The 21,459-nt window shown below is 59.7% G+C and carries 18 protein-coding genes; 7 read left to right on the top strand and 11 right to left on the bottom strand.

Annotated features, from left to right (window positions below; translation table 11 throughout):
* Positions 1-9: 9 nt before the first annotated feature.
* Both bchD and ACVWZG_RS05090 read right to left on the bottom strand, forming a co-directional pair.
* Positions 10-2,028, bottom strand: coding sequence for a magnesium chelatase ATPase subunit D (gene bchD, locus ACVWZG_RS05085; RefSeq protein WP_457405232.1), 2,019 nt, complete (start codon positions 2,026-2,028; stop codon positions 10-12).
* Between the two features lie 547 nt (positions 2,029-2,575).
* The gene (locus ACVWZG_RS05090; protein ID WP_011432357.1) at positions 2,576-4,018 is read right to left on the bottom strand and encodes a gamma-aminobutyraldehyde dehydrogenase; all 1,443 of its coding nucleotides are present in this window, start codon (positions 4,016-4,018) and stop codon (positions 2,576-2,578) included.
* Positions 4,019-4,336: 318 nt separating this feature from the next.
* Between ACVWZG_RS05090 and ACVWZG_RS05095 the strand changes: the two genes are divergently transcribed.
* From ACVWZG_RS05095 to ACVWZG_RS05105, 3 genes are all read left to right on the top strand, one after another.
* The gene (locus ACVWZG_RS05095; RefSeq protein ID WP_414384465.1) at positions 4,337-4,477 is read left to right on the top strand and encodes a hypothetical protein; all 141 of its coding nucleotides are present in this window, start codon (positions 4,337-4,339) and stop codon (positions 4,475-4,477) included.
* Between the two features lie 434 nt (positions 4,478-4,911).
* A complete protein-coding gene (locus tag ACVWZG_RS05100; protein WP_011432359.1) occupies positions 4,912-6,210 on the top strand; it encodes an efflux RND transporter periplasmic adaptor subunit in 1,299 nt (432 codons plus the stop codon).
* A gap of 63 nt (positions 6,211-6,273) precedes the next feature.
* Positions 6,274-9,483: an efflux RND transporter permease subunit gene (locus tag ACVWZG_RS05105; RefSeq protein WP_457405233.1), complete on the top strand. Its 3,210-nt coding sequence runs from the start codon at positions 6,274-6,276 to the stop codon at positions 9,481-9,483.
* A 63-nt stretch (positions 9,484-9,546) separates the two neighbouring features.
* Here ACVWZG_RS05105 and ACVWZG_RS05110 read toward each other — a convergent pair whose 3' ends face one another.
* The 4 genes from ACVWZG_RS05110 to ACVWZG_RS05125 form a co-directional block, all read right to left on the bottom strand.
* Positions 9,547-9,804: a DUF2949 domain-containing protein gene (locus ACVWZG_RS05110; RefSeq protein WP_414381293.1), complete on the bottom strand. Its 258-nt coding sequence runs from the start codon at positions 9,802-9,804 to the stop codon at positions 9,547-9,549.
* Between the two features lie 182 nt (positions 9,805-9,986).
* On the bottom strand, positions 9,987-10,781 hold the full coding sequence (locus ACVWZG_RS05115) for a hypothetical protein (protein ID WP_414390040.1): 795 nt from the start codon (positions 10,779-10,781) through the stop codon (positions 9,987-9,989).
* A 108-nt stretch (positions 10,782-10,889) separates the two neighbouring features.
* The gene (locus tag ACVWZG_RS05120; RefSeq protein WP_457405236.1) at positions 10,890-11,633 is read right to left on the bottom strand and encodes a low-complexity tail membrane protein; all 744 of its coding nucleotides are present in this window, start codon (positions 11,631-11,633) and stop codon (positions 10,890-10,892) included.
* 34 nt (positions 11,634-11,667) lie between these two features.
* Positions 11,668-11,892, bottom strand: coding sequence for an NAD(P)H dehydrogenase subunit NdhS (locus tag ACVWZG_RS05125; RefSeq protein ID WP_011432364.1), 225 nt, complete (start codon positions 11,890-11,892; stop codon positions 11,668-11,670).
* A gap of 214 nt (positions 11,893-12,106) precedes the next feature.
* Here ACVWZG_RS05125 and ACVWZG_RS05130 point away from each other — a divergent pair, with 214 nt between their 5' ends.
* The gene (locus tag ACVWZG_RS05130; protein ID WP_414330833.1) at positions 12,107-12,694 is read left to right on the top strand and encodes an FHA domain-containing protein; all 588 of its coding nucleotides are present in this window, start codon (positions 12,107-12,109) and stop codon (positions 12,692-12,694) included.
* Position 12,695: 1 nt separating this feature from the next.
* On the opposite strand, the gene ACVWZG_RS05135 is transcribed toward ACVWZG_RS05130, so the two are convergent.
* Positions 12,696-14,186, bottom strand: coding sequence for a cation:proton antiporter (locus ACVWZG_RS05135; RefSeq protein ID WP_457405377.1), 1,491 nt, complete (start codon positions 14,184-14,186; stop codon positions 12,696-12,698).
* 290 nt (positions 14,187-14,476) lie between these two features.
* The gene (gene pth, locus ACVWZG_RS05140; protein WP_457405238.1) at positions 14,477-15,151 is read right to left on the bottom strand and encodes an aminoacyl-tRNA hydrolase; all 675 of its coding nucleotides are present in this window, start codon (positions 15,149-15,151) and stop codon (positions 14,477-14,479) included.
* Between the two features lie 215 nt (positions 15,152-15,366).
* Between pth and ACVWZG_RS05145 the strand changes: the two genes are divergently transcribed.
* Positions 15,367-16,584, top strand: a complete 1,218-nt coding sequence (locus ACVWZG_RS05145) for an HD domain-containing phosphohydrolase (RefSeq protein ID WP_457405241.1) — start codon at positions 15,367-15,369, stop codon at positions 16,582-16,584.
* A gap of 237 nt (positions 16,585-16,821) precedes the next feature.
* On the top strand, positions 16,822-17,943 hold the full coding sequence (locus ACVWZG_RS05150; protein ID WP_457405244.1) for a methyl-accepting chemotaxis protein: 1,122 nt from the start codon (positions 16,822-16,824) through the stop codon (positions 17,941-17,943).
* Between the two features lie 60 nt (positions 17,944-18,003).
* Here ACVWZG_RS05150 and ACVWZG_RS05155 read toward each other — a convergent pair whose 3' ends face one another.
* Positions 18,004-18,327, bottom strand: coding sequence for a DUF4359 domain-containing protein (locus ACVWZG_RS05155; protein ID WP_457405246.1), 324 nt, complete (start codon positions 18,325-18,327; stop codon positions 18,004-18,006).
* A 223-nt stretch (positions 18,328-18,550) separates the two neighbouring features.
* Positions 18,551-18,673 carry a hypothetical protein gene (locus tag ACVWZG_RS05160; RefSeq protein WP_414349965.1) on the bottom strand — a complete coding sequence of 41 codons (123 nt, stop codon included), beginning with the start codon at positions 18,671-18,673 and terminating at the stop codon, positions 18,551-18,553.
* Between the two features lie 245 nt (positions 18,674-18,918).
* On the opposite strand from ACVWZG_RS05160, the gene prfB reads away from it, so the two are divergent.
* A protein-coding gene (prfB, locus tag ACVWZG_RS05165) for a peptide chain release factor 2 (RefSeq protein WP_457405249.1) occupies positions 18,919-20,050 on the top strand; the annotation gives its coding sequence in 2 pieces (ribosomal slippage) (positions 18,919-18,990 and positions 18,992-20,050; 1,131 coding nt in all).
* Here the strand turns inward: prfB and ACVWZG_RS05170 are convergent.
* Positions 20,047-21,165 (bottom strand): o-succinylbenzoate synthase, encoded by a 1,119-nt coding sequence (locus ACVWZG_RS05170; protein ID WP_457415276.1) that lies wholly within the window; start codon positions 21,163-21,165, stop codon positions 20,047-20,049. The two genes, prfB and ACVWZG_RS05170, sit on opposite strands and share 4 nt — an antisense overlap.
* Positions 21,166-21,459: the final 294 nt, after the last annotated feature.

Raw genomic sequence — 21,459 nt, forward strand, 5'->3', positions numbered from 1 at the left:
GCTGTTCTCTCAGGAGTAGGTGCGTCCTTCCTGCATGGCCGAGCGGGCCACGGCTGCGATCCCCTGGTCGGTGGCGCGGGGCAGATGAAAGCACCGTCCGCCCGCCAATTCCGCCAGTTCGGCGCTGAAGCCGGTGGTTACAAAGCGGCTTTGGGAGTCGATCAAGAGCAGCTTCAACCCCAGGGCGCGGATGCGCAGGGCAATCTCCCGCAGCTCCTGCTTCAGGTCGATGGGATCCGTTCCCGACTGGGGTTTGCCATCGCTCCGTCCCAAAGAGCGGCTGAGGGGGATGTTGGCCCGGCCATCGGTGAGGGCCACCAGCATCACCTGGCCCACGTCGCCGGCAGCACGGGCATTGACTCCCATCCGCACGGCTTGGGTGAGGGCATGGGCAAGAGGGGATCCCCCGCCGCAGGGCAGAGATTCCAAACGGCGGCGGGCCAGCTCAATGGAGCGGGTGGGGGGCAGCAGCACTTCGGCAGTTTCTCCACGAAAGGCGATGAGGGCCACCTTGTCGCGGTTCTGGTAGGCTTCTGTGAGCAGGCGCAGGGCCGCTCCTTTGGCCGCTTGCATGCGGTTGAGGGCCATGGAGCCGGAGGCATCCACCACAAAGATCACCAGGGCTCCGGCCTTGCGAACCAGCTTTTTGGCGCGGATATCGCTCGGTTCCACGACGACGGCGCGTCCCGGTTGTCGCTGGCGGCGGCTCTTCTGGTAGGGAGCAGCGGCTCGCAAGGTGGCATCGACGGCAATGCGGGGGTTGGATCCCTGGGGCAGGATGGGCTTGATGTAACGGCCCCGGTCGGCGCTGAACACCAGGCTGCGGGATCCCGTTTTTCCCTGCTGGTTGAGGGACTGGGCAAAGGCCAGCAGGCGCGGGTCGAGGGCCACCTGCTCAGGATCGAAAAAAAACTCCTGCGGCAGGCTGAGGCTTTCCGGCTGGGGATCCGTCTCCTCCTGGTCCTCGCCAGTGTCGTCGGAATTGCTTGGGGAAGGATCGGGCTGTTGGGATTGGGGTGGGGGGGGAGGCGGGGGCTGGTCGGGGTCGTAACGGGCGCGGGGCAGCAGCACCAGCTGCACGGCCTGCTGCAGATCCTCGGCCAGGAGGCGATCCCGCCCCTCCAGCGCCGCCAGGGCACAGGCGGCTCGCAGGGCAAATTGTTCTCCCCGGTGCCCTTGGACGTTGCCGCGGATGGCCTCCTGCACCAGGTAGAGGAGCTGTTCCCGCTGCGGCTTGACCTGGGGCAGCCACTCCCGCGCCAGGAGGATGCGGGTGCGGATTTCCTCCAGTTCCGCCTGGTGCTCGGCCAGGAAGGGCTCGGGAGCATCGACAAATTGCGTTGCCCGTTGGACAATTTCCCCTCGCTCTTCTAGGCTCAGCTCCTGCCCCACCGGCACCACCAGTGCCAGGCGATCCAGCAGGTGGGGGCGCAGGGATCCCTCTTCGGGGTTGTAGGTGGCCACCAAGAGAGGCCGGCAGGGGTGTTGCAGACTCAGCCCCTCCCGTTCCAGGCGGTTGACCCCATCCCCCACCACCGTCAGCAACAAGTTGACGATGGCGTCGTCCAAGAGGTTGATGTCATCCACATAGAGCACGCCCCGGTGGGCGGCAGCCAAGAGCCCTGGCTGGAAGACCGTTTCCCCCTGCCTGATGGAGGCCTCCACATCGACGGATCCCAGCAGCCGATCTTCGGTGACGCCCAGGGGAACCTGGACAAAGGGGGGCGATATCACTTGGGTGGGCGGCACCTCTCCGGCTGGGTAGCGAGCCTTGGCCCAGTCGGACCAGGTATCCGGCTGCGCTGGATCGTCGTTGCAATAGGATCCCGCAATCACCTCGATGGGCGGTAGCAAGGCGTGGATCCCTCTGGCCAAAACCGACTTGGCGGTGCCGCGAGGCCCCACCAGCACCACACCCCTTAGGCTGGGATCCACTGCTGCCAGCAGCAGAGCCAGCTTGGCCGCCTGTTGCCCCACTACAGCGGTGAGGGGAAAGGTACAAGGAGCGGATAGAGTTGCGGATCCCATGGTTGGCGGGTAGGCTTGGCGAGCAACGGTTCAATCGAGCAGATTCGCAGCGGAGCGGGAGCTGTACACCCCAGTCTATCGCTTGAGTGCTCCGCGCCGCCTTTGCAACTGAGATTTTCTGGGGAGCATGCCTCTAACCCCCAAAACCCTGAACTTTGCTGAATTTACTGAGCTTTAGGCGGTTTGGCAAAAGTCATTGAGAGGGATATAGTAGACCAAGTTTCCCCCTGATCCTTGAGTCCACCGCAACGGTTGCCGGGAAGTGAAGGGGGAAAGCGCTCGGGGGGTATTCCTCAGGGCTTTGCGGGATACCGCCTTCCTGCTCAGAGATAGGCAGGATGCGATCGCTTCTTTCCTGAACCATGTTCAGGAGAGTTCAGCGTGAATGTATCAGGTTCCAAACCGGCTCCAGACAGTTCCCCAAGCCCTCTCCCAAGGGGAAGGGGTAGGTCGGAATCAAGGCCACCAATGGCCTACGGCGACTGGGAATACCCCTGGTGAGCCGCCGCTGTTTGGTGGTCATCTTCTGTTCAAAATGGGCATCACTTCAGCGGGTTGCAATCATCACGTGTTTGGTGATTTGGTAGTCGCGCACCGCTTCTGCCGAGAGATCTTTGCCAAATCCCGATTGCTTAAAGCCGCCATGGGGGGCCTCAGAGGCAATGGGAATATGGTCGTTGATCCAGACGGTGCCGAACTCCAGATCGGCGGCCAACCTCATCGCTCGTCCGATGTCTTGAGTCCACACAGAAGCCGCCAGCCCGTATAGGACGTCATTGCCCAAGCGTAGCGCTTCCGCTTCTTCGCGAAACGAGCCGAGCGTGAGAACCGGCCCAAAAACCTCACTCTGTACGATCTCCGCTTTTTGATCGACATTGGCAATCACCGTGGGTTCATAGTAGTAGCCCTGGGCAAGCTGGGAAGGGATCCGACCGCCGGTCAGCACCTTGGCTCCCTCTGCTTTGGCCCGCTCCACAAATCCCATCACCCGCTCCCGCTGGGCTGCTGAGACCAAAGGCCCCATCTCCACTCCCGCCTCGAAAGGGGATCCCACCGTTACTTTGCGCATGGCTTCTACAATGGCCTCTTGCGCCTGCGCCAGCTTGCTCTCGTGCACATAGACGCGGGTGGCTGCCGTACAGTCTTGGCCGGTATTGACGGTGGCAGCAAATGTGGCCTTGGCAGCAACGGTCTCTACGTCCGCATCCTCGAAGACGATAAACGGCGCTTTGCCCCCCAGTTCCAAATGCACCCGCTTCAGGGTATCTGCCGCTGTCCGCATCACCTGCTTGCCGGTGGCGGTAGAGCCGGTAAGGCTGACCATGCGCACCTGGGGGTGCTCCACCAGGGCTTGGCCGGTGGCATTGCCTCCGGTAACGATATTGACTACCCCGGGCGGGATCCCAGCCTCGGCGATCAGTTCTCCCAGCATCAGGGTGGTCAGGGGGGTGGCAGGAGCGGGCTTGAGCACCACCGTACAGCCGGCGGCCAGGGCGGGGCCGATCTTCCAGACGGCCATCATCAGCGGATAGTTCCAGGGGGTAATTTGAGCGCACACCCCCACCGGCTCTTTGCGAAAGAGGGAGGTGTAGCCCTTGGCATATTCCCCGGCGCTAAAGCCATGGATGTCGCGGGCGGCAGCGGCGAAGAAACGCAGATTATCCACCGCAAACGGCAAATCTCCCCCTAAGCTGAGGAACTCGTAGGGCTTGCCGGTGTTTTCCGATTCCACACGAGCCAGTTCTGGGGCACGAGCCTCGATCAGATCTGCCAATTTCCAGAGGGCCAGGGATCGCTCGCCGGGGGTGAGTTTCGACCAACGGCCATCGTAGAAGGCTGTTTGGGCGGCCTGCACCGCCCGATCCACATCGGCAGGGCTGGCATCCACCGCCTCTGCCAGTTTCTCGCCGGTGGCCGGGTTCTCGATGGTCATCAGGCCCCCCCCTTGGCTATCGACCCATTGGCCGTCGATCCAGAGTTTGTAGGCCATAGCGATGTCCTCAACAGCTTGGTGAAATGGCTCTCCCCATTGTGCCGAATCTTTTTGGCTCGGCTTGAATCATAAGCTTCATTCAACTTTGGCAACTTTGGGGTGCAGAGATGGGATCCTTTGGGATTGGGATGGCCCAAACGGCTATTCGCAAAGCGGGCCGTAGACTGTGGCCAACGGCGCACTGGTGAGGATCCCGCATCTGCTAACCAACGGAGGTGCAGGGGCAATCAGTCCTGCACTCTACCCGCAGGGTGAGCACCGGGATACAGGGATCCCCGCCATACCTCTGAGCGAAATCTGTAGTAAAACCTACTTATGCTGGCGGTAACCTACAAGTACCGGATTGATCCAGATGCCTCCCAACAAGCCGCTCGCGGTAGCGGGACGGAGGCCTTGCTGTTGGCGTGGCTGGAGATTGGCCGGCGCGTATACAACTACACTTTGCGGGAAACCTAAGGAGTGGATAGCATCTTGCTCTTGGCCGGTGGACAGGGGTTCCTGGGTGCAGGAGTCCATCCTGTCTGCCGATGCACCGTTCCCTGTGGATTAGACTTGTTTTGCAAGCTGGCAGTAGCCAGGGAGGCTGGGGAAGGGAAGCCACTTGTCCAGTCGTTTTGTCGGGGGTTGTAGACCCAGACAAGTGGCGTGGGGCAGGAATGCCCGACCGCGAGGTAAGGACTCCGTCCTGCTGACGGGAAGGGTGGCCCGCGCTCTATCCACAGGACGAGCGCCGGGAGGATGTCACGCATCCACCCTAGCTATGGATTGGGAAGGATGGCCAGCGCTTTTGCACAGGCGCAGCAGGGCACAGTCTCAGTACCCTGGTTGATTGAGTCAATGCAGAGGTGGGATCCCTCTGTTGGGATAGCCGTTAGGGAGGCAGGTTCACGATGCAACTGCGAACAGCTCTGCCGCTGTTGTGCCTTTCTCTCTTGGTAGCTGCTTGCCGGCCCGGCGGGCCACCTCGCAGCATGGGGGGTGAAGGGGGCGGAGAAGGCCAACCCACACCAGTGGCCGTCGGCAGGGTAGAGGAACAGCAAATCGAAGAGACTTCAGAGTTCATGGCCAGCCTCGGATCCCAGCAGGTGGCCAGTATCCGCCCTCAGGTCAGTGGACAGGTGACCCAGGTGTTCGTGCAGCTGGGATCCCAGGTGGCTGCCGGAGCCCCTCTCTTTGAGATCGACAGCCGGCAGCAACAGGCGGCGGTGGCCGGCCAAACGGCGGGGATAGCCGCAGCCCAAGCCAACCTGGAGAGCGGCCGGGCCGTGCTCAGCCAGTTGCGGGCGGATCGGCTGCGGCTGGAGGCAGCGGCGGAGTTTGCCCGGGAGCAGCACGAGCGCAACCTGCGCCTCTTGGCCGAGGGGGCCATCAGCCAGGCGCAAGCGGATCAATCCAGCCGCGACCTGCGCCAGGCGGAGGCGGCTTTGGCGGCGCAACAGGAGCAGATCCGCGCCCAGGAGGCCGCGATCTTGCGGGCAGAGCGGGAGGTGCAGCGAGCCCAGGCCGAGGCGGAGCGGCAGCAGGTGCAACTGCAGTTTTTCCAGGTCACGGCTCCCTTTGCCGGCATTGTGGGGGATGTTTTGGTGCGGCAAGGGGACTACGTGACGCCTCAGACGGTTTTGACCACCTTGACCCAAACCCAGGCGCTGGAGCTCAACCTCAACATCCCGTTGCAGCGGGCCCCCCAGCTGCGCATTGGCACGCCGGTGCAGATCCTGGATAGCCGCGGCGAGGTGATCGGCAGCAGCCAAATCTCTTTCATTGCTCCCGAAGCCAACGCCGCCACGCAATCGGTGCTGGCCAAGGCTCTTCTGGAGAACCCTGCCGGCCAGTTGCGCTCGGCCCAGTTTGTGCGGACTCGGGTCATCTGGGAGGAGCGGCCGGCCTTGCTGGTGCCGGTGACGGCGGTGGCCCGCTTGGGGGCGCAAACCTTTGTCTACACGGTGCAGACAACGGAGCCGCCAGCAGAGGGCATGCCCCCGGGGGCGGTGGCGGTGCAAAGGCCGGTGCAGCTGGGATCCATCTACGGAAACAGCTATGAGGTGCTGGAGGGTTTGGAGGCCAATGAGCCAATTGTGCTGAGCGGCCTGCAGAAAATCCGCGATGGCGCCCCGATTGTCGATGAGGTGCTTTTTCAGCAGAGGATGCAGCCACAAGGGGGAGGGAGACCTCCTGGATCCCCGCCCTAGGTCCTCTCTCTCCGGCGGTTTCCCAACTCAGCTATCCCCTTTCACTCCTCACTGCGCTGGACTATGTTTGTTGACTTTTTCATTCGCCGCCCTGTTTTTGCCAGCGTCTGCTCCATCCTGATCGTGCTGGTGGGGGCGGTGAGCATTCCCCTACTGCCGGTGGACTACTACCCACAGGTGGCGCCGCCAGCGGTGAGGGTGACTGCTGTTTATCCTGGGGCCAACGCCGAGACGGTGGAGACGGCGGTAACCAATGTGCTGGAGCAGGAGATCAACGGCGTCGAGGGTATACGGTCTATCGCCTCGGTGAGCAGCAGCAACGGCACCAGCCAGATCACCGTTACCTTCAGCCCGGATCGGGATCTGGACACGGCGGCTGTGGATGTGCAGAACCGGGTGGCGCGGGCCCAGGGCCGGCTGCCGGCGGAGGTGATCCAAAACGGCATCAGCGTGGAAAAGGCCGGCGACAGCGCCTTTGTGCTGGTGTTGGCGCTGCGCTCAGAGGCGGGGGAATACGACGAGCTGTTTTTGAGCAACTACGCGGAGCTGTTTGTGCGGGATGCTTTGCGGCGCATCCGCGGCGTCAGCGATGTCATCATTTTCGGGGAGCGCACCTATGCCATGCGCATCTGGCTGGATCCGACGCGGCTGGCCAGCTATGGTCTGACAGCTCTGGATGTGGTAAACGCAGTGCGCCAGCAGAATATCCAGGTGCCCGCCGGCCAAATTGGCGGCCAGCCCAGCCCCCCGGATCAGGAGTTTCAGATCAGCGTCCAGGCCACGGGGCGGCTGTCGCAGCCGGAGGAGTTCGCCCAGATCGTTCTCAAGGCCAACGCCGATGGCAGCTTGGTGCGCATTGCCGATGTGGGCCGGGTAGAGCTGGGGGCCCAAAGCTACGATACGTTCTTCCGCATCGGGGGGCAGGAGGCGGTGGGGATCGCCATCACCCAACAACCGGATGCCAACGCCCTAGAGGTGTCGCGGCAGGTGCGGCAGACGTTGGCGCAGCTGGCGGAGAGTTTTCCGCCCGGCTTGATCTACGAGATCCCTTTCGACGCCACCCTGTTCATTACCGAGTCGGTGCAGGAGGTGATTTTTACCCTGCTGCAGGCTATTGCCCTGGTGGTGCTGGTACTGTTCATCTTTTTGCAAGATTGGCGCGTCACCCTCATTCCCACCGTTACAATTCCGGTGGCGCTGCTGGGGACCTTCGCCTTTGTGCGCCTGTTTGGCTTTTCCATCAACACTTTGACTCTGTTCGGCCTCACCCTGGCCACTGGCTTGGTGGTGGACGACACCATTGTGGTGGTGGAGAATATCTCCCGCTACATCCGCGACCGCGGCATGCGGCCTCTGCAGGGGGCCTCGGCGGGGATGAACGAGGTGTTGGGGGCGGTGATCGCCACGACGCTGGTGCTGCTGGGGCTATTTGTGCCTGTTGCTTTCTTTCCTGGCACCAGCGGTCGCATCTACCAGCAGTTTGCCGTCACCATTGCCGTGTCGGTTTCGCTGTCCACGTTTAATGCCATTACCTTGGCTCCGGCTTTGTCGGCGCTGCTGATTCGTCCGCGCTCAGAGCAGATGTTTTGGCTGCTGCGCTGGTTTGACCGCGCCGTGGAAGGGATCCGAGCGGCCTACTGCCGCCTGCTGGAGCTGGTGGTGAAGCTGCGGCTGTTGGTGGTGACGGGGTTTATTGCCTGTTTGGGCCTCACCTACTGGCTGTTCCAAATTGTGCCGACGGGGTTTGTGCCGGATGAGGATCAGGGCTTTTTCATCACCATTGTCCAGGGGCCGCCGGGGGTTTCCCTCAACTATACCGACAGGGTGATCCGGCAGGCCGCCGCTATTTTGGAGGGGATCCCTGAGATCGAAAATCGGGTGATCGTGGGGGGGTTCAGCTTTACCGGGCCCTCGCCGGGGAATGGGCTGATCTTTGCCACCCTCAAGCCCTGGGAAGAGCGGCGGCAACCGGAGCAATCGGCGCAAGCGATTGTCAACCGGCTATTTGGGCCTTTTTTGGGCGGGATCAGCCGCGCATTGGTGATCCCGATCCTGCCGCCGGCCATTCCCAATTTGGGGGTTGCGGGCGGGTTTACTTTCCAGCTTCAGGATCGGGGGGTGAACGATTTCAACCTCTTGGAGCAGACGGCCAACACCCTGTTTTTTGTAGGCAACTCGCCGCCCCCGCCGGGCCAACCCCCCTTGGGCTTGGGGATTAACCCGCCCACCTTCAACGCCAATTCGCCGCAGCTAGAAGTACAGGTGGATCGGGAGATGGCCCAGTTGTTGGGGATCCCTCTGTTGGATGTCTTCGGCACGCTGCAGACGCTGCTGGGGGGCACCTACGTCAATGATTTCGACCTGTTCAACCGCAACTACCGGGTCTATGTGCAGGCGGATCAAGCATTCCGAGGTAACCCGGAAAGCATCGGCCAGTTCTACGTGCGGGGTGGGCAGGGGCAGCTCTTGCCGTTGAGCACCCTGGTTCAGGTGGAGGAGACCACCAGCCCGGCCATCATCAACCACTTCAACCTCTTCCGCTCGGTGGAAATTCAGGGCAGCGCCCTGCCGGGCTTTAGCTCAGGGCAAGCGATTCGGGCTATGGAAACTCTAGCCGCCCAGTTGTTGCCGCAGGGGTTTGGCTTCGAGTGGTCGGGCCTGTCGCTGGAAGAAATCGAGTCGGGAGGACAGGCGCCGCTGATCTTTGCTTTGGGCTCGGTGTTCGTCTTCCTGGTGCTGGCGGCGCAATTTGAGAGCTATGTGGATCCCTTGATCATTTTGTTGGCGGTGCCGCTGGCGGTTCTTGGGGCTCTTTTGGCGCAACTGCTGCGGGGCTTGACCAACGACGTCTTCTGCCAAGTCGGGTTGGTGATGTTGATCGGGCTGGCCAGCAAAAACTCCATCTTGATTGTGGAGTTTGCCAACCAGTTGGTTGCCCAAGGGATCCCCCTGGTTAAGGCTGCAGTGCAGGCGGCAGAGACCCGCTTCCGCGCGATTCTCATGACGGCCTTGAGCACCATACTTGGCATTTTCCCGCTGGCAGTGGCCAGCGGGGCCGGGGCCGCCAGCCGTCAGTCTCTGGGCACGGCGGTGATCGGCGGCATGTTCGTCTCGACAATGCTCAGTTTGCTGGTGGTGCCGGTGCTCTATGTCGTGATCAAGGGGATCCAGGTGCGAATTTTGGGGGGATCCCCTTCGCCTGTGGATCTGGCGCATCTGCCCCCACCGGAGGATCCCAAGGATCTGCTGCCTGGTGGCGACAGCGTTGGGTAGCAAGAGGGATCTGCTTGCTTCTTCTCTTCTGGCGGAAAAGCGAGTGGGGGAAGGGGGCACCTTTCATCCACCGCAGGCCCTGTCCTCGAGCAGTTCGGACTCGGCTTCGCTGGGCATTTTTTCCCAGAACTGAGCCAGGTGTTGCAGGCCCACAAAGCCCAACTGCCAGAGGATCAAGGCTAGAGGGCCGTGCTGCTGCCGCTGGATCTTCAGGGCCAAAGCCAGTTGTTTGGGCTTGAGGAGCTGCTGCTGGGCAGCAAACTGGCAGAACTGTCGATCCCATTGGCTGAGGGCCTGTAAATCCGGCAGGGTCGGTTCCATAGGTTTGGCTGGGCAGGAAAGGATTGAATGTCGAGGATCGGGATCCCCAGTGGAGATCCTGCGGATCCCTTGCAACAGGTTTCTTCCAGGGTACGTGAGCGCCCAGGCATCCCCAAGGCCAGTTCGGGCAGAGAGCACTGAGCTTTGTTGCAAAGCTTGCTTATAGGTCCTGGCAGGAGAGTCTATCCCCAGGGGTCGTCGTCGAAGGGACTATCTGACCAATAGCCACTCTGCTGGGGTGGAGGGGGCTGTTGGGGAAGGGGCGGCGTGTAAGCAGGAGGCGGTGTTGGGATGGGGGTGGGTTTTTCCAGATCCTCAAGTCGAGGCAGGTCGGCGGGCTTGGGCTCAACACCAAGGCTTCTCAGCTTGGCTTGCGTTTCTTGCACTTGAGCATTGAGCTCTTCCAGGTAGGCGCGGTAGTGGTTGGCAGCTTCCAGGTACTGCTTGGCTTTCTTTTCGTTTTCCCGGACGACCGCCTCCAGTTCTTTGGTGCGAACGGTGTAATCGGCCTCTTGATTGGTGAGGTTTTCGATGGCTTGGTTGAGTACAGCCCGCCGTCGCTCCAGTTGGGCTACAATTTCCGACAACTGTCGTTCTCGCTCGCTAAGGCTGCGTTCCCGGTTTTGAGTTTGTTCCAGTTGAAAGCTGGCCTGGCTGAGCTGCTCTCGCAAATACATCACCTGGGGCTCCGTCTCGTTGCGTTCCTGTTGCAACTCAAAGACCCGCGCTTCCAAGTGATCTTTTTCCTGCTGCAACACTTCCCGCTCGTTCAAAAGACGGGTGTAGAGCTGGTTGAGAAAGTCCACCTCCATCACCACTTGGCTAAGCTGAGTGGCGTATTCCCCAACCAAAGCCAACTCCCGAGCGAGGTTTTGGGTTTCACTGGTGGCTTGATCGGTGAAAAACTGGGGAAGTTGGGTGGTTTCTCTGAGGCGTTGGGTAAATTGCTTGAAGCGGAAAGAAAAGTTGCTCGCCATTGCCGGTGCGGTAGCCTCGAAGCTCAGGGGAATGCCGATGGTTCGATTTCACGATGTCTGGATTGCTTCCAATCTAACATTGAGCTACAGCTTTTGCGGAAGCTTGCCTTAGGTGGGATCGGGGGGAGTTTCAGGGGCCGGCATGGCAACTTCCCCAGAGGGATCCCGCTTCTCGGATTCCGGCTGGGGGTTTTCTGCCGCTCTGTTTTTAACCTTGTCTTTTTGGTCTTTCGAGGTGCCTTCTGAATCCTGGCCGGAGATGCGGCGCAACAGCCGTTGCAGGAGTGGGCTGCGGCGATCGCCGATGACGGAGAAGCGGCTTTCAATCTCCTCGACGGGGACGGGATCCATTTGGGCCAGCTCCGGCTCGCTGAGGAGGAGTACCCGTATCGTTGCAATGGGGATCTGCAAGAACAGGTTGGATCCCCAAAATCCAAAGGCAGCTATGGCTAGGCCTGCCAGACGGGTGCCGTTGCCAGGGGTGAGCGGGGCAAAGAGGGGGGCAAAGTCGTAGAGGCGCTCACCGACTTCCAGCATCAGGATTGCCGCCAACAGCGTCAAAATCTTATGTTCGGGGCTGAGGAAGGCGGCCAAGATGCGGCGCTGCTCGAGGGTGAGTTCTTCTGGGGGGACAGAAGCCACCCACACGCTAAAGATGTCAAACGGTTTGCGCCACTGCATAGCAAAGACCGGCCCAATGCCCACCACGGCCACCCAAGCCTGCTCCGCCCCCACCGGCAGGAGGGGATCCCCTGTGGCCAGCCCGATCAGGGTCAGCCCCACCCACAAGGGGAAGAGGAGGATGCCGGCGGCATGGATCCAGAGGAAAGGTTCCTGCCAATGGCTGCGCATGGGGAGATGCCAAAAGGGACAGGGGAGAGCAGGGCTAGGGGCGGGATTTGTCCACCACTTCCAATTCTGTGAGGCGGAAGGTGACTAATTTGTCCCAGTTGCCGCCTTCAAAGAGGACAGCGGCATGGTTGTCGGTAACCCGCTGTACCTGGCCCTCAAAGCAGTAGTAGGTGTCGTTGGGGTTGATGACCCGCACGGCAACGCCGGGGTAGATCGGGGGAAGGGCTTCGAGGAGGGTTGGGGTTGGAGTCGTGTTCACGTTTCAGCTATCCTCTTTTTTTGCAGAAGCTCCGCCTTACTATTATGGGGGAAAGCCCCTCTCTTGCCGAGTCTCCCCCTCGTTGAGCTTCTTCCCACAGCGGTTCGCCGAGGGTTGGGCAATGGCTGAGGTGTGGCTGCCAGCCCGCTAACGGGAAAGGAGCCTGTACTGCAACTTCGACGGTCAACCCAGCTCCCCCTCAAGGCCCCAGACCATGGCTACCGGCGCACAGTCTTCCCCCTCCCAAATCTGGCATGTGTTGGTGATCGATGATGAACAAGGACGGCGGGCTGTGGCCCTCAGTGCTGCCACCTATTCCATCGGCAGGGATCCCAGCAATGCGATTGTCATCGATTCGGCGGCGGTTTCCCGGCAACACGCGCTGCTGCTGCGGCTACCCCAAAAAGATGGCCAGTATACCTACCGGCTGCTGGACGGCAATATCGAGGGCAAGCGCAGCACCAACGGCGTCTCGGTGAATGGGCAGAGATGTTTGAGCTGGGATCTCAAGGATGGGGATCAGATCCTGTTGGGGAATCAGGTGCGGATGCAGTACTGCATTCGCCAGTTGTCAGACGAAGATTTTCAGCGGTATCTCCAGTCTGTAAGCTTTCGCAGCGTGAAGGCGGAGGTGGTGGATCGACGCTCCACAACCATGCAGCGGTTTGATCCGCCCTCGATGCAGGCAATTTTGCCCCAAGAGGAGACGACGGAGAGAATTGACGTGAAGCCTCAACGCCGCAATCCGCTGCGGCTGCTGTTCCAGACCCTCTGGGGGCGTTTGAGGGGGAAGCTGAGATAACTTAACCCTCGGGGATGCCCACCCGTTCTGAGTCTGGGAGCGATGACGCGGTCTCGTCGGCGCCGCCTTTGCGCTCTTGCTCTGACGCTTCTGCCTGCAAGTCCAGGAGGGAGGGGGGGGAGTTGGCTTCCCCAATCAACACTCCCCGCAGCCAGAGGGGAGCGACAAAGGTGGTGGCAATCACCATGACGATAATGCTGACATCGAGGGCATCGGAGAGAACCCCACTGGCGGCTCCCACGCCGGCAAACACCAGGCCCACCTCACCCCGGGGAATCATGCCCACCCCGATGGCGTAGCGGTTGATGCCCGGCTTGCCAAAGGCCCCCAAGCCCGCTGCTAGCTTGCCCACAATGGCAACTCCGATCAAGAAGACGGCAATGATCAGCCCCTCTCGGTTGACGGGGAGGGTGGGGTTGAGTACGGCAAGGTTGGTTTTGGCCCCAACGCAGACGAAGAAGATGGGCACCAGTAGGTCGGAAATGGGCTTGATCTGTTCTTCCAGCTCTTGCCGTTTCTCGGTTTCGGCCAAGATTAAGCCAGCGGCAAAGGCGCCCAAAATCGCTTCTAGATGAATGATTTGCCCTACATAAGCCAGCAGAAAGGCCAGCACGAGGGCGGGCAGAAGGGGGTTACCTCGGGTCTTCAGGCTGTTGAGAAGGGCCACAAAGTAGGAGCTGAGAAGGCGCCCCAGAACAATAGAGCCGACCAAGAAGAGGATGGCACTGAGGATGATGATGCCAATATCGGAAAGGTTGACTTCTCCGTTTTTGGCCAAGCCCGCCACTACGGCCAAGATGATGATGCCCAACACGTCATCCAAGACGGCGGCACCAATGATCACTTGCCCCTCTGGGGAGGTGAGTTTTTGCAGCTCGGCCAAGACGCGGGCGGTGATGCCGATGCTGGTTGCTGTGAGGGCAGCGCCGGCAAATATGGCGGGGATAACGGGCACATGAAACAGGTAGAGTAGGCCCAGTGTTCCGGCCAGGAAGGGCACAGCAACGCCGATGATGGCTACGGCTGCGGCTTGAGGGCCAACCCGCAACAGCTCGGCCAGATCCGACTCGAGGCCGATTTCAAACAAGAGGATGATCACCCCGATCTCGGAGAGGATGTCGATGATCTGGCTTTGGGAAGAGAACACCTGTACCAGGGATCCCTCGTCGAGTCCGGCAGTGGCTTGCAGAAATTGCATCAGTGCTGAGGATTGAGCCAAGGTGTGCAGCTCTTGGCCGGAAACTTGTCCTTCCGGGAAGACCAACAACCCCAGCGCGGAGGCCCCTACCGCGACGCCCCCCAGCAATTCTCCCAGCACCGGCGGAAAGCCGAGGCGAACGGCGATTTCTCCGGCAATACGGCTGGCCAGATAGATGACCACCAGAGCCATCAGCACCGCCGCCAAGATCAGGGGTAAAAGATTGGCAGCCCCTTCCGGTTCAAGGGGGGCAGCGGCTTCAACAGCAAGCAACACTGAATCTAGGTTGTTCAACAGCAAGATCTCACCCTCAAATGATGAACAGCTTTTTGTCTCGGGCCGGCCCTGGTGGGAACGCTGCCGTTCCCATTCCTTTCGCCCTTCTGCTGGAAGACTGTTACAGAAGCTAACCTCCCTTGGGAACTGTTGGCAACGCCCAGGTAGGCACTCTTATACTCCAGATAATTGATACTTATCTGGAGTATTGCCCTTCATCCCTTTGCATCAGGGAGACGAAGCCCTTATCACCCCGCTCCTGGAAAATCCCTCAGAGCCAACAACCCAGGTGGACGACGAGCTGCTCCTCAGGAGGAAGCCTCGCCATGGCCCGGTGCAGGGTTGGATCCATCCAAATCGGACGATGGCCCAGACAGATCCAGAGGATTAAAGCGGTTCATGGCTGTCCTCAGTCCCTCTTGCAAGCAGCACTCCACGGCCTCTACCGCCGTATTCAACACCCGCTCCAGCACCTCTTGTTCTGCAGGCGCAAATCCCCCCAACACATGCCCGACCACATCTTGGCTGCCCTTGGGTTTGCCCACCCCCAAACGCAGCCGCGGAAACGCTTCGCTCCCCAAGTGCTGAATGATGGACTTCATGCCGTTGTGCCCACCGGCAGAACCGGATCCCCGCAGGCGCAGACGACCCAGCGGCAAGTCCATGTCGTCGTACACCACCAGCACAGAGGCGAGATCTAACTTGTACCAATCCAGCACCGCCCGCACCGATTGGCCGGAACAGTTCATATAAGTTTCCGGCTTGAGCAAGCGCCGCTTTCCTCCCAGGGCAAACCCTTCTCCGTAGCTACCTTGGAATCGCTTCTCCAAAACCAATGGGATCCCCCAGCGCTGCGCCAGCCGATCCACCACCATAAAGCCGCAATTGTGGCGAGTATTGGCGTATTGAGGGCCGGGATTGCCCAGGCCCACAACGAGCTGCAGGGAAATCTCATCGGTTCCCTTGGGCTTGACCTGGGTCACAACGTTTCTCGCCTCCTCGAGCTAAAGTAAGGCATCGCTGCTTTGAGTGGTGTTGGCGTGTTTTTGGGCTGCTGGTCGCCCCGAAGGTGTCAGATACCCAGCCGGACTGAGTCGGGACAGCGGTGAGGATCCCTGGGGGCAAATGGCTCGCCGCCCATGACTCTGCCATTGTTTATTGTCAACGCTCATTGTGAACGCTTCTGACCAACCCTGCTATGAGCCTGCCCACCCCCTTCGGTCTTCACCCCAGCACAACCGAATTCGATGCCTCGGATGCCCTGCGCCTCAGCCAGCGTCTGATTCAGGTGGGGATTGCCCTCTCCTCAGAAACGGATCTGCAGCGGCTGCTGGAGTTGATTGTTGCTCAAGCCCGAGAACTGACCCACTGTGATGGGGCCAGCCTTTTTGTCCGAGAGGGGGAGGAACTGCGCTTTTTCGTGGTCAACCGCCATGAGGAGCTGCGGGATCTGCGCCTGCCCCTCAGCCCTTCCAGCATTGTGGGCTATGTGGTGCTCACCGGGGAGAGCCTGAATCTGCCAGATGTCTACCACCTGCCCGCCGACCGGCCCTATGCCTTTAACCCACAGGTGGATCGGCAGACCGGCTATCGCACCCGCTCCTTGCTCACTGTGCCCATGCGGGATCCCTCAGGAAAGATCCTCGGCGCCCTACAACTGTTGAACCGCCTAAAGCCGGATCACCCCACCCCCCTAGCTCCTGACCAAGTGGCCGAGTGGAGCCAACCTTTTTCTGAGCTGGAAGTTAGCGTGGCAGAAGCCTTGGCCTCCCAGGCGGCGGTTGCCTATCAAAACGTCCAATTGCGGGAAGAGCTCAAATCTGCCCACTTCGAGACCATCTTCTGTCTGTCTGTGGCCGCAGAATACCGGGATCAAGATACCTCCTTTCACCTGAAGCGGATGAGCAACTACTCTCGCATCATCGCCAAGCACTTGGGCCTATCCAGCCATGAGCAAGAGCTGATCTTCTACGCCAGTCCCATGCACGATGTGGGCAAAATCGGGATCCCGGATGCCATCTTGCAAAAGCCGGGGCGTCTGACCCCAGAAGAACGGCAGATCATGAACCGTCACCCTGAGATCGGCTACGAAATTCTCAGCAAGTCCGACTCCGAGCTGATGCAAAAGAGCGCCATCATCGCCCTTACCCACCACGAGAAGTTCGACGGCAGTGGGTATCCGCGCGGCCTCAAAGGAGAAGGGATCCCTCTAGAAGGGCGAATTGTGGCCTTAGCCGATGTATTCGATGCCTTGGCCAGCCGTCGCCCCTACAAAGAAGCCTGGGATCTGGAGGAGGTGTTTCAGTTTGTAGAGGACAACAGAGGCAGCCATTTCGATCCGCAAGTGGTGGCCGCCTTTAACCGAGGACGCAGCGAAATTCTGGAAATCTACCACCGCTATCAAGAAACCCGCTAAATCCAGCATCAAAGGGATCCGTCCCAGCAAACCGCAAAGAAGGGATCCCAGGCCATCCTTCCCGCACAATTCTGCAAAATTCTATGGGCAGGAGATGGGATCCCAGGGCAAACTGAAGGTGGTCGATTTTCTGCAGGAATCACCCCATCAAAGGCCGATTTAGGGCCGACTTTTTGTGTTACTCTACACATTAGCATCCAACCCATCTGTACCCAACGTGTGCCGACGATCCCTGTGATGGCTACCCTGACGAACCCGCCCACTCCCACCCTATCGATCAACACCAAGCTGCGCGATTTGGCCTTGGTGGAGTTTCAGGTGAGCGAGTCCACCCCTTGTGAGAACGTGGTGCGCCGCCTAGAAGATGACAGCAGCCTTTCAGGAGTCATCGTGCTGGACGAGCGGTCACAGGTGCGGGGAATGTTGACCCGCCGCGCCATTCTGGAGTGGATGCTTAGCAAGCCCTACGGCCTGGATGTGTTTTTGAAGCGGCCCATCAGCTCCATGGTAGAGTTCCATAGCCGGGATTTTCTCTTGCTCCCCGGCGACTGCGATGTCATCCAAGCAGCCGACCGAGCTTTCCAACGGCCCGAAGAGACCATCTATGACCCCGTGGTGGTTCAACTGGGATCCCAGGACTACCGCCTTCTCGATGTGCCGGTGTTGTTGGTGGCCCAGGCCCAGGTGCATCTGGCCACCCAGCGCAAGCTACAGGAGCAGCAGGAAGAGATGAAAAGGATCTTGGCAGAGCTGGAGCAGGAAAAAAACCGCAGCCTCCAGTATGCCCGGGATCTGGAGCGACAAAAAGCCGAGATCCTCAACCAAAACCTGGCCTTAGACATGGAACGTCGCCGGGCCCAACAGCGCTCCGAGGAGTTGGCTCGCCTCAACGCCCGCATCATTGAAATCAGTTCTGTGCTCTCTGAGAGAGGCAAATCCACCTTTGCCGCCACCTTTGCTGGGGTAGAAGCGGTGCGCACCCTCTTCCAGGAAATTGCCGACAACAACCAGGAGCTATCCCGCGAACTCAAGGAGATCAACACCATCGTGGATTTGATCGTGGAGGTGGCAGGATACATTCGCCTGCTCTCCTTTAACGCGGCTGTAGAGGCCAACCGCAGCGGTGGTGCCGGTGGCTTTGGAGCCATTGCCCAGGAGATCCGCAAATTGGCCGGGCGAACCACTGAAGCCAGCAACCGCATTCGCGGCCTAGCAGATCGCATCCAGCGCCAGAGCCAATCCACACTGCAATCGGCCCAGAGCAGCGCTGAGGTGGTGCAATCCCTTTACCAGCAGGCCCAGTCGGCCCAGTTGGCCCTGGAAGAGCTGCAAACCCTGTTGGAACAGGCCCAGATCTAGCCTCCCTTTTGGGTTTGAGATTCTTTTGGATCTGTCTGATCCCTAAGGTTGCCATGGTGGCTAGGGGTCAACTTTCCCCTCTCGAGTCTCATAAGTATAAAATTGCCCAGCCACGGCAAGGGTTTCAAAGTGGTAGGTGGGCAAGGAGATCCCCAGTGGGCCAAAGTTGAGCAACGACAAATCGGTGGCGTAGAGGCTGAAAAGGATAAAATTCTGCCGGCGGGTTTGGCGCATGAACAGAGCTTCTAGTTCGGGCTGGAGCTCTCGGACAAGGGCATGACATTCCTCGATCAAAGTGACCAAGAAAGACGGGATCTGAGCGCAGTATTCTCGCGTAGCGTAGGCGGCCAGTTGTTGCCCTGCATGGGTTCTGTACTGATACATTCACGCTGAACTCTCCTGAACATGGTTCAGGAAAGAAGCGATCGCATCCTGCCTATCTCTGAGCAGGAAGGCGGTATCCCGCAAAGCCCTGAGGAATACCCCCCGAGCGCTTTCCCCCTTCACTTCCCGGCAACCGTTGCGGTGGACTCAAGGATCAGGGGGAAACTTGGTCTACTATATCCCTCTCAATGACTTTTGCCAAACCGCCTAAAGCTCAGTAAATTCAGCAAAGTTCAGGGTTTTGGGGGTTAGAGGCATGCTCTTCTAAGGTGGGATTGGTGATGGCCAAAGCAGCCACTCCTCCCGCCAAAACCAGCCCGGAAAGCAAGGAAAAGACCTTCAGCATCGCAGCCTCCGAAACCGAATTCTTTATTCTGCTATAGGCTTGAGCCACCTCAACAGGGATCTTTCGGCAGAAGCCAAAGGACTCCGTCCTGCCTCTGGCGGGGTTGTTGCTATGGACAAGGGATCGCAATGCTGTTGCAATGGGAACGGCCAGGAACTGCCCCACAGAAGGGCTCCATCCCTTGATTGAGTTGCCGGCCCACAGGTTAGGATGGGATCCGACGCGCAAACAGCTTGCTGCTCTCTATGGAACTTGCCGATCTAAGACGCACCCTAGAATCGCTCACCTTGCGCCTGAGCAACGCTCAGGACTATCTTTGACCTGCCCCACTTGGAGCAACAGATTGCCATCCTAGAGCAAGAAGCCTCGCAGCCGCAGTTTTGGAATGATGTAGAGGCAGCCCGCCGCCACCTGCAAAAGCTCAACAGCCTCAAGGCCTCCTGGGATCAGGTGCATCGCTGGAAGGATCGCCTAGAAGATGCCGTCAGCGCCCTTGAGCTGCTCCAAGAAGAGCCCGATCCGGAACTCTTAGCCGAGACAGCGGGATCCCTGGCAGTGGTGGAGCGGGAGTTGGGCCAGTGGGAGCTACAGCAACTGCTCTCCGGCCCCTACGACAAAAACGGTGCCATCCTCACCATCACCGCCGGCGCAGGGGGAACCGACGCCCAGGACTGGGCGGAAATGCTCTTGAAAATGTACACCCGCTGGGCACAAAACCAGGGCTACAAGGTCAGCCTCTCGGAATACTCCGAAGGCGCCGAAGCCGGTATCAAGTCCGCCACCCTGCTGATCGAAGGCCCCTACGCCTATGGGTATCTTTCTGCCGAGAAGGGCAACCACCGCATGGAGCGCATCAGCCCCTTCAACGCCAACGGCAAACGGCAAACCAGCTTCGCCGGCGTAGAGGTGATGCCGATCCTGGAAGAGGAAAGCGAGTATGAGCTGAAGATGGAAGATCTGGAGTTCGAGACCTCCCGCTCGGGTGGAGCAGGTGGCCAAAACGTGAACAAAGTGGAAACAGCAGTGCGGGTGATCCACAAGCCCACCGGCATTGCTGTGCGCTGCACCGAGGAGCGCTCCCAACTGCAAAACAAAGAGCGGGCCATCCAGATCTTGAAGGCCAAGCTGATCGAGATGGAAGAAGAAAAACGCAGACAAAAGCTGGCCGAGATTCGCGGCGAGATGGTGACTCAGGGCTTTGGGGGGCGTATTCGCACCTACACCTTCGATCCCTACAAGCTGATCAAAGATCACCGCACCAACGCCGAAACCTACAATGTCGAGGCCTTTATGAACGGCGAGCCGGAGGAGCTGATGCATTTTATCCAGGCCTATCTGCGGCAGGAATACGCCAAACAACAGGCCGCCGCAGTCTAGGGCCGGCTGTAGCGCTCCCACACCGCCTGCATGAGGGCAGCCCGCTCCTGGGCTGAGAGCTGGGTCAAGGTCAGGGGATCCCCTTCCTGGAAAAACTCCCCTACCCCCCATCCCACGGCCCGGGGAGAGGCGGTTTTGGCTTGCAGGGATCCCGCCCAAGCCAACCCGTGCCAGGCGCCGATGGGAGTCTCCAGCGCCGAAGAAAAGACCAGATCCAGGCCGGGATGGCGGCTGAGATACTCTCGCAGCGCAATGCAGGAGCCCACCAAAGATGGCTTCACCACCAGGATCCCTGTCCATCCTGAGCGATGGATCGCTTGCAACTGCTCCAGGCAGGCCACCGATTCATCCAAAGCAACGGGGGTTTGGTACTGGCGGCTGAGCTCCACCAAATGGGCGTGCTGATCCGGCGGCAGAGGCTGCTCCAAAAACTCAATCTTGACCGGCGAGGCCTGGTTAAGCCGATCACAAACCATCAGCCACCGGTGGGCCTCCGCAAGCGTTAACCCCCCATTGGCATCCAAACGCAGACGGGATCCTGGTGGCAACCGCTCCAGCCATTGCTCCAGCTTCTCCAACTCCTGCTGCATGGGATCCCTCCCTACCTTGAGCTTGTACACCGACCGCGTGAGTGGGACGGAGTCCTTGTAGGAGTCCTTGTAAGATTCCGGCGGCAGGGTCTCCCCCAAAAGTTCACAGAAAGAGAGTAGAGAGAGATCCTTGTTCAACCAATCGGGATCCCGACAGGCTAGCCAAGCGCCTTCCAACCCAAACCGGCAGGCCGGCAGTGCTTCTGGGATCCCCAAAATATACGCCTCCGACAAAAGAGGGGGCAGCTGCCGACAAAACTCCAGAGCCTGCTCTAAGGTCTCGCTGCCAAACCAAGGGATGGGAGCAATTTCCCCATATCCCTGACAGCCTGTCTCCCGATCCGTAAGCCGGATCAGGATCCCTTCGCGCACGGACCACAGTCCGTGGTGGGTACGCAGGGGCCGCCGAAAGGGACGCCAGTAGGGGCAAAACGCAAAGGAAAACCGCTTTTCCAGCCGCCCAAGCGGCACGGATCCCTCTTTTTGGGTATCCCCTGCAGATGATCTGCTGTGCCTACCAGCCACAAAAAGCTCAAGCAAGATAAAGAAAGGAAAAACGCCAGTTTTCTCAGAGGGCTGCTATTCAGAAACGATCCCCATCGTTTTCTTGGACATCTCGAGATTGACCCACAATCGTGACCTCAATCCAGAGTTATGGTTACTTCAGGCCAGGGTGAGACACATGGGCTCCTAAAAAAAGCTTTCCGGCACTGCGCATTCAACATTTTCAACATTTTTTATTTAGGTGTTTTATTGAGGTGTGGGCGCAATGTCCCCGTTTGAATCGAAATGGCCATGTTTGCCAGATCTTAGTTTTCC

It is taken from the genome of Thermostichus sp. OS-CIW-33 (assembly GCF_054059615.1).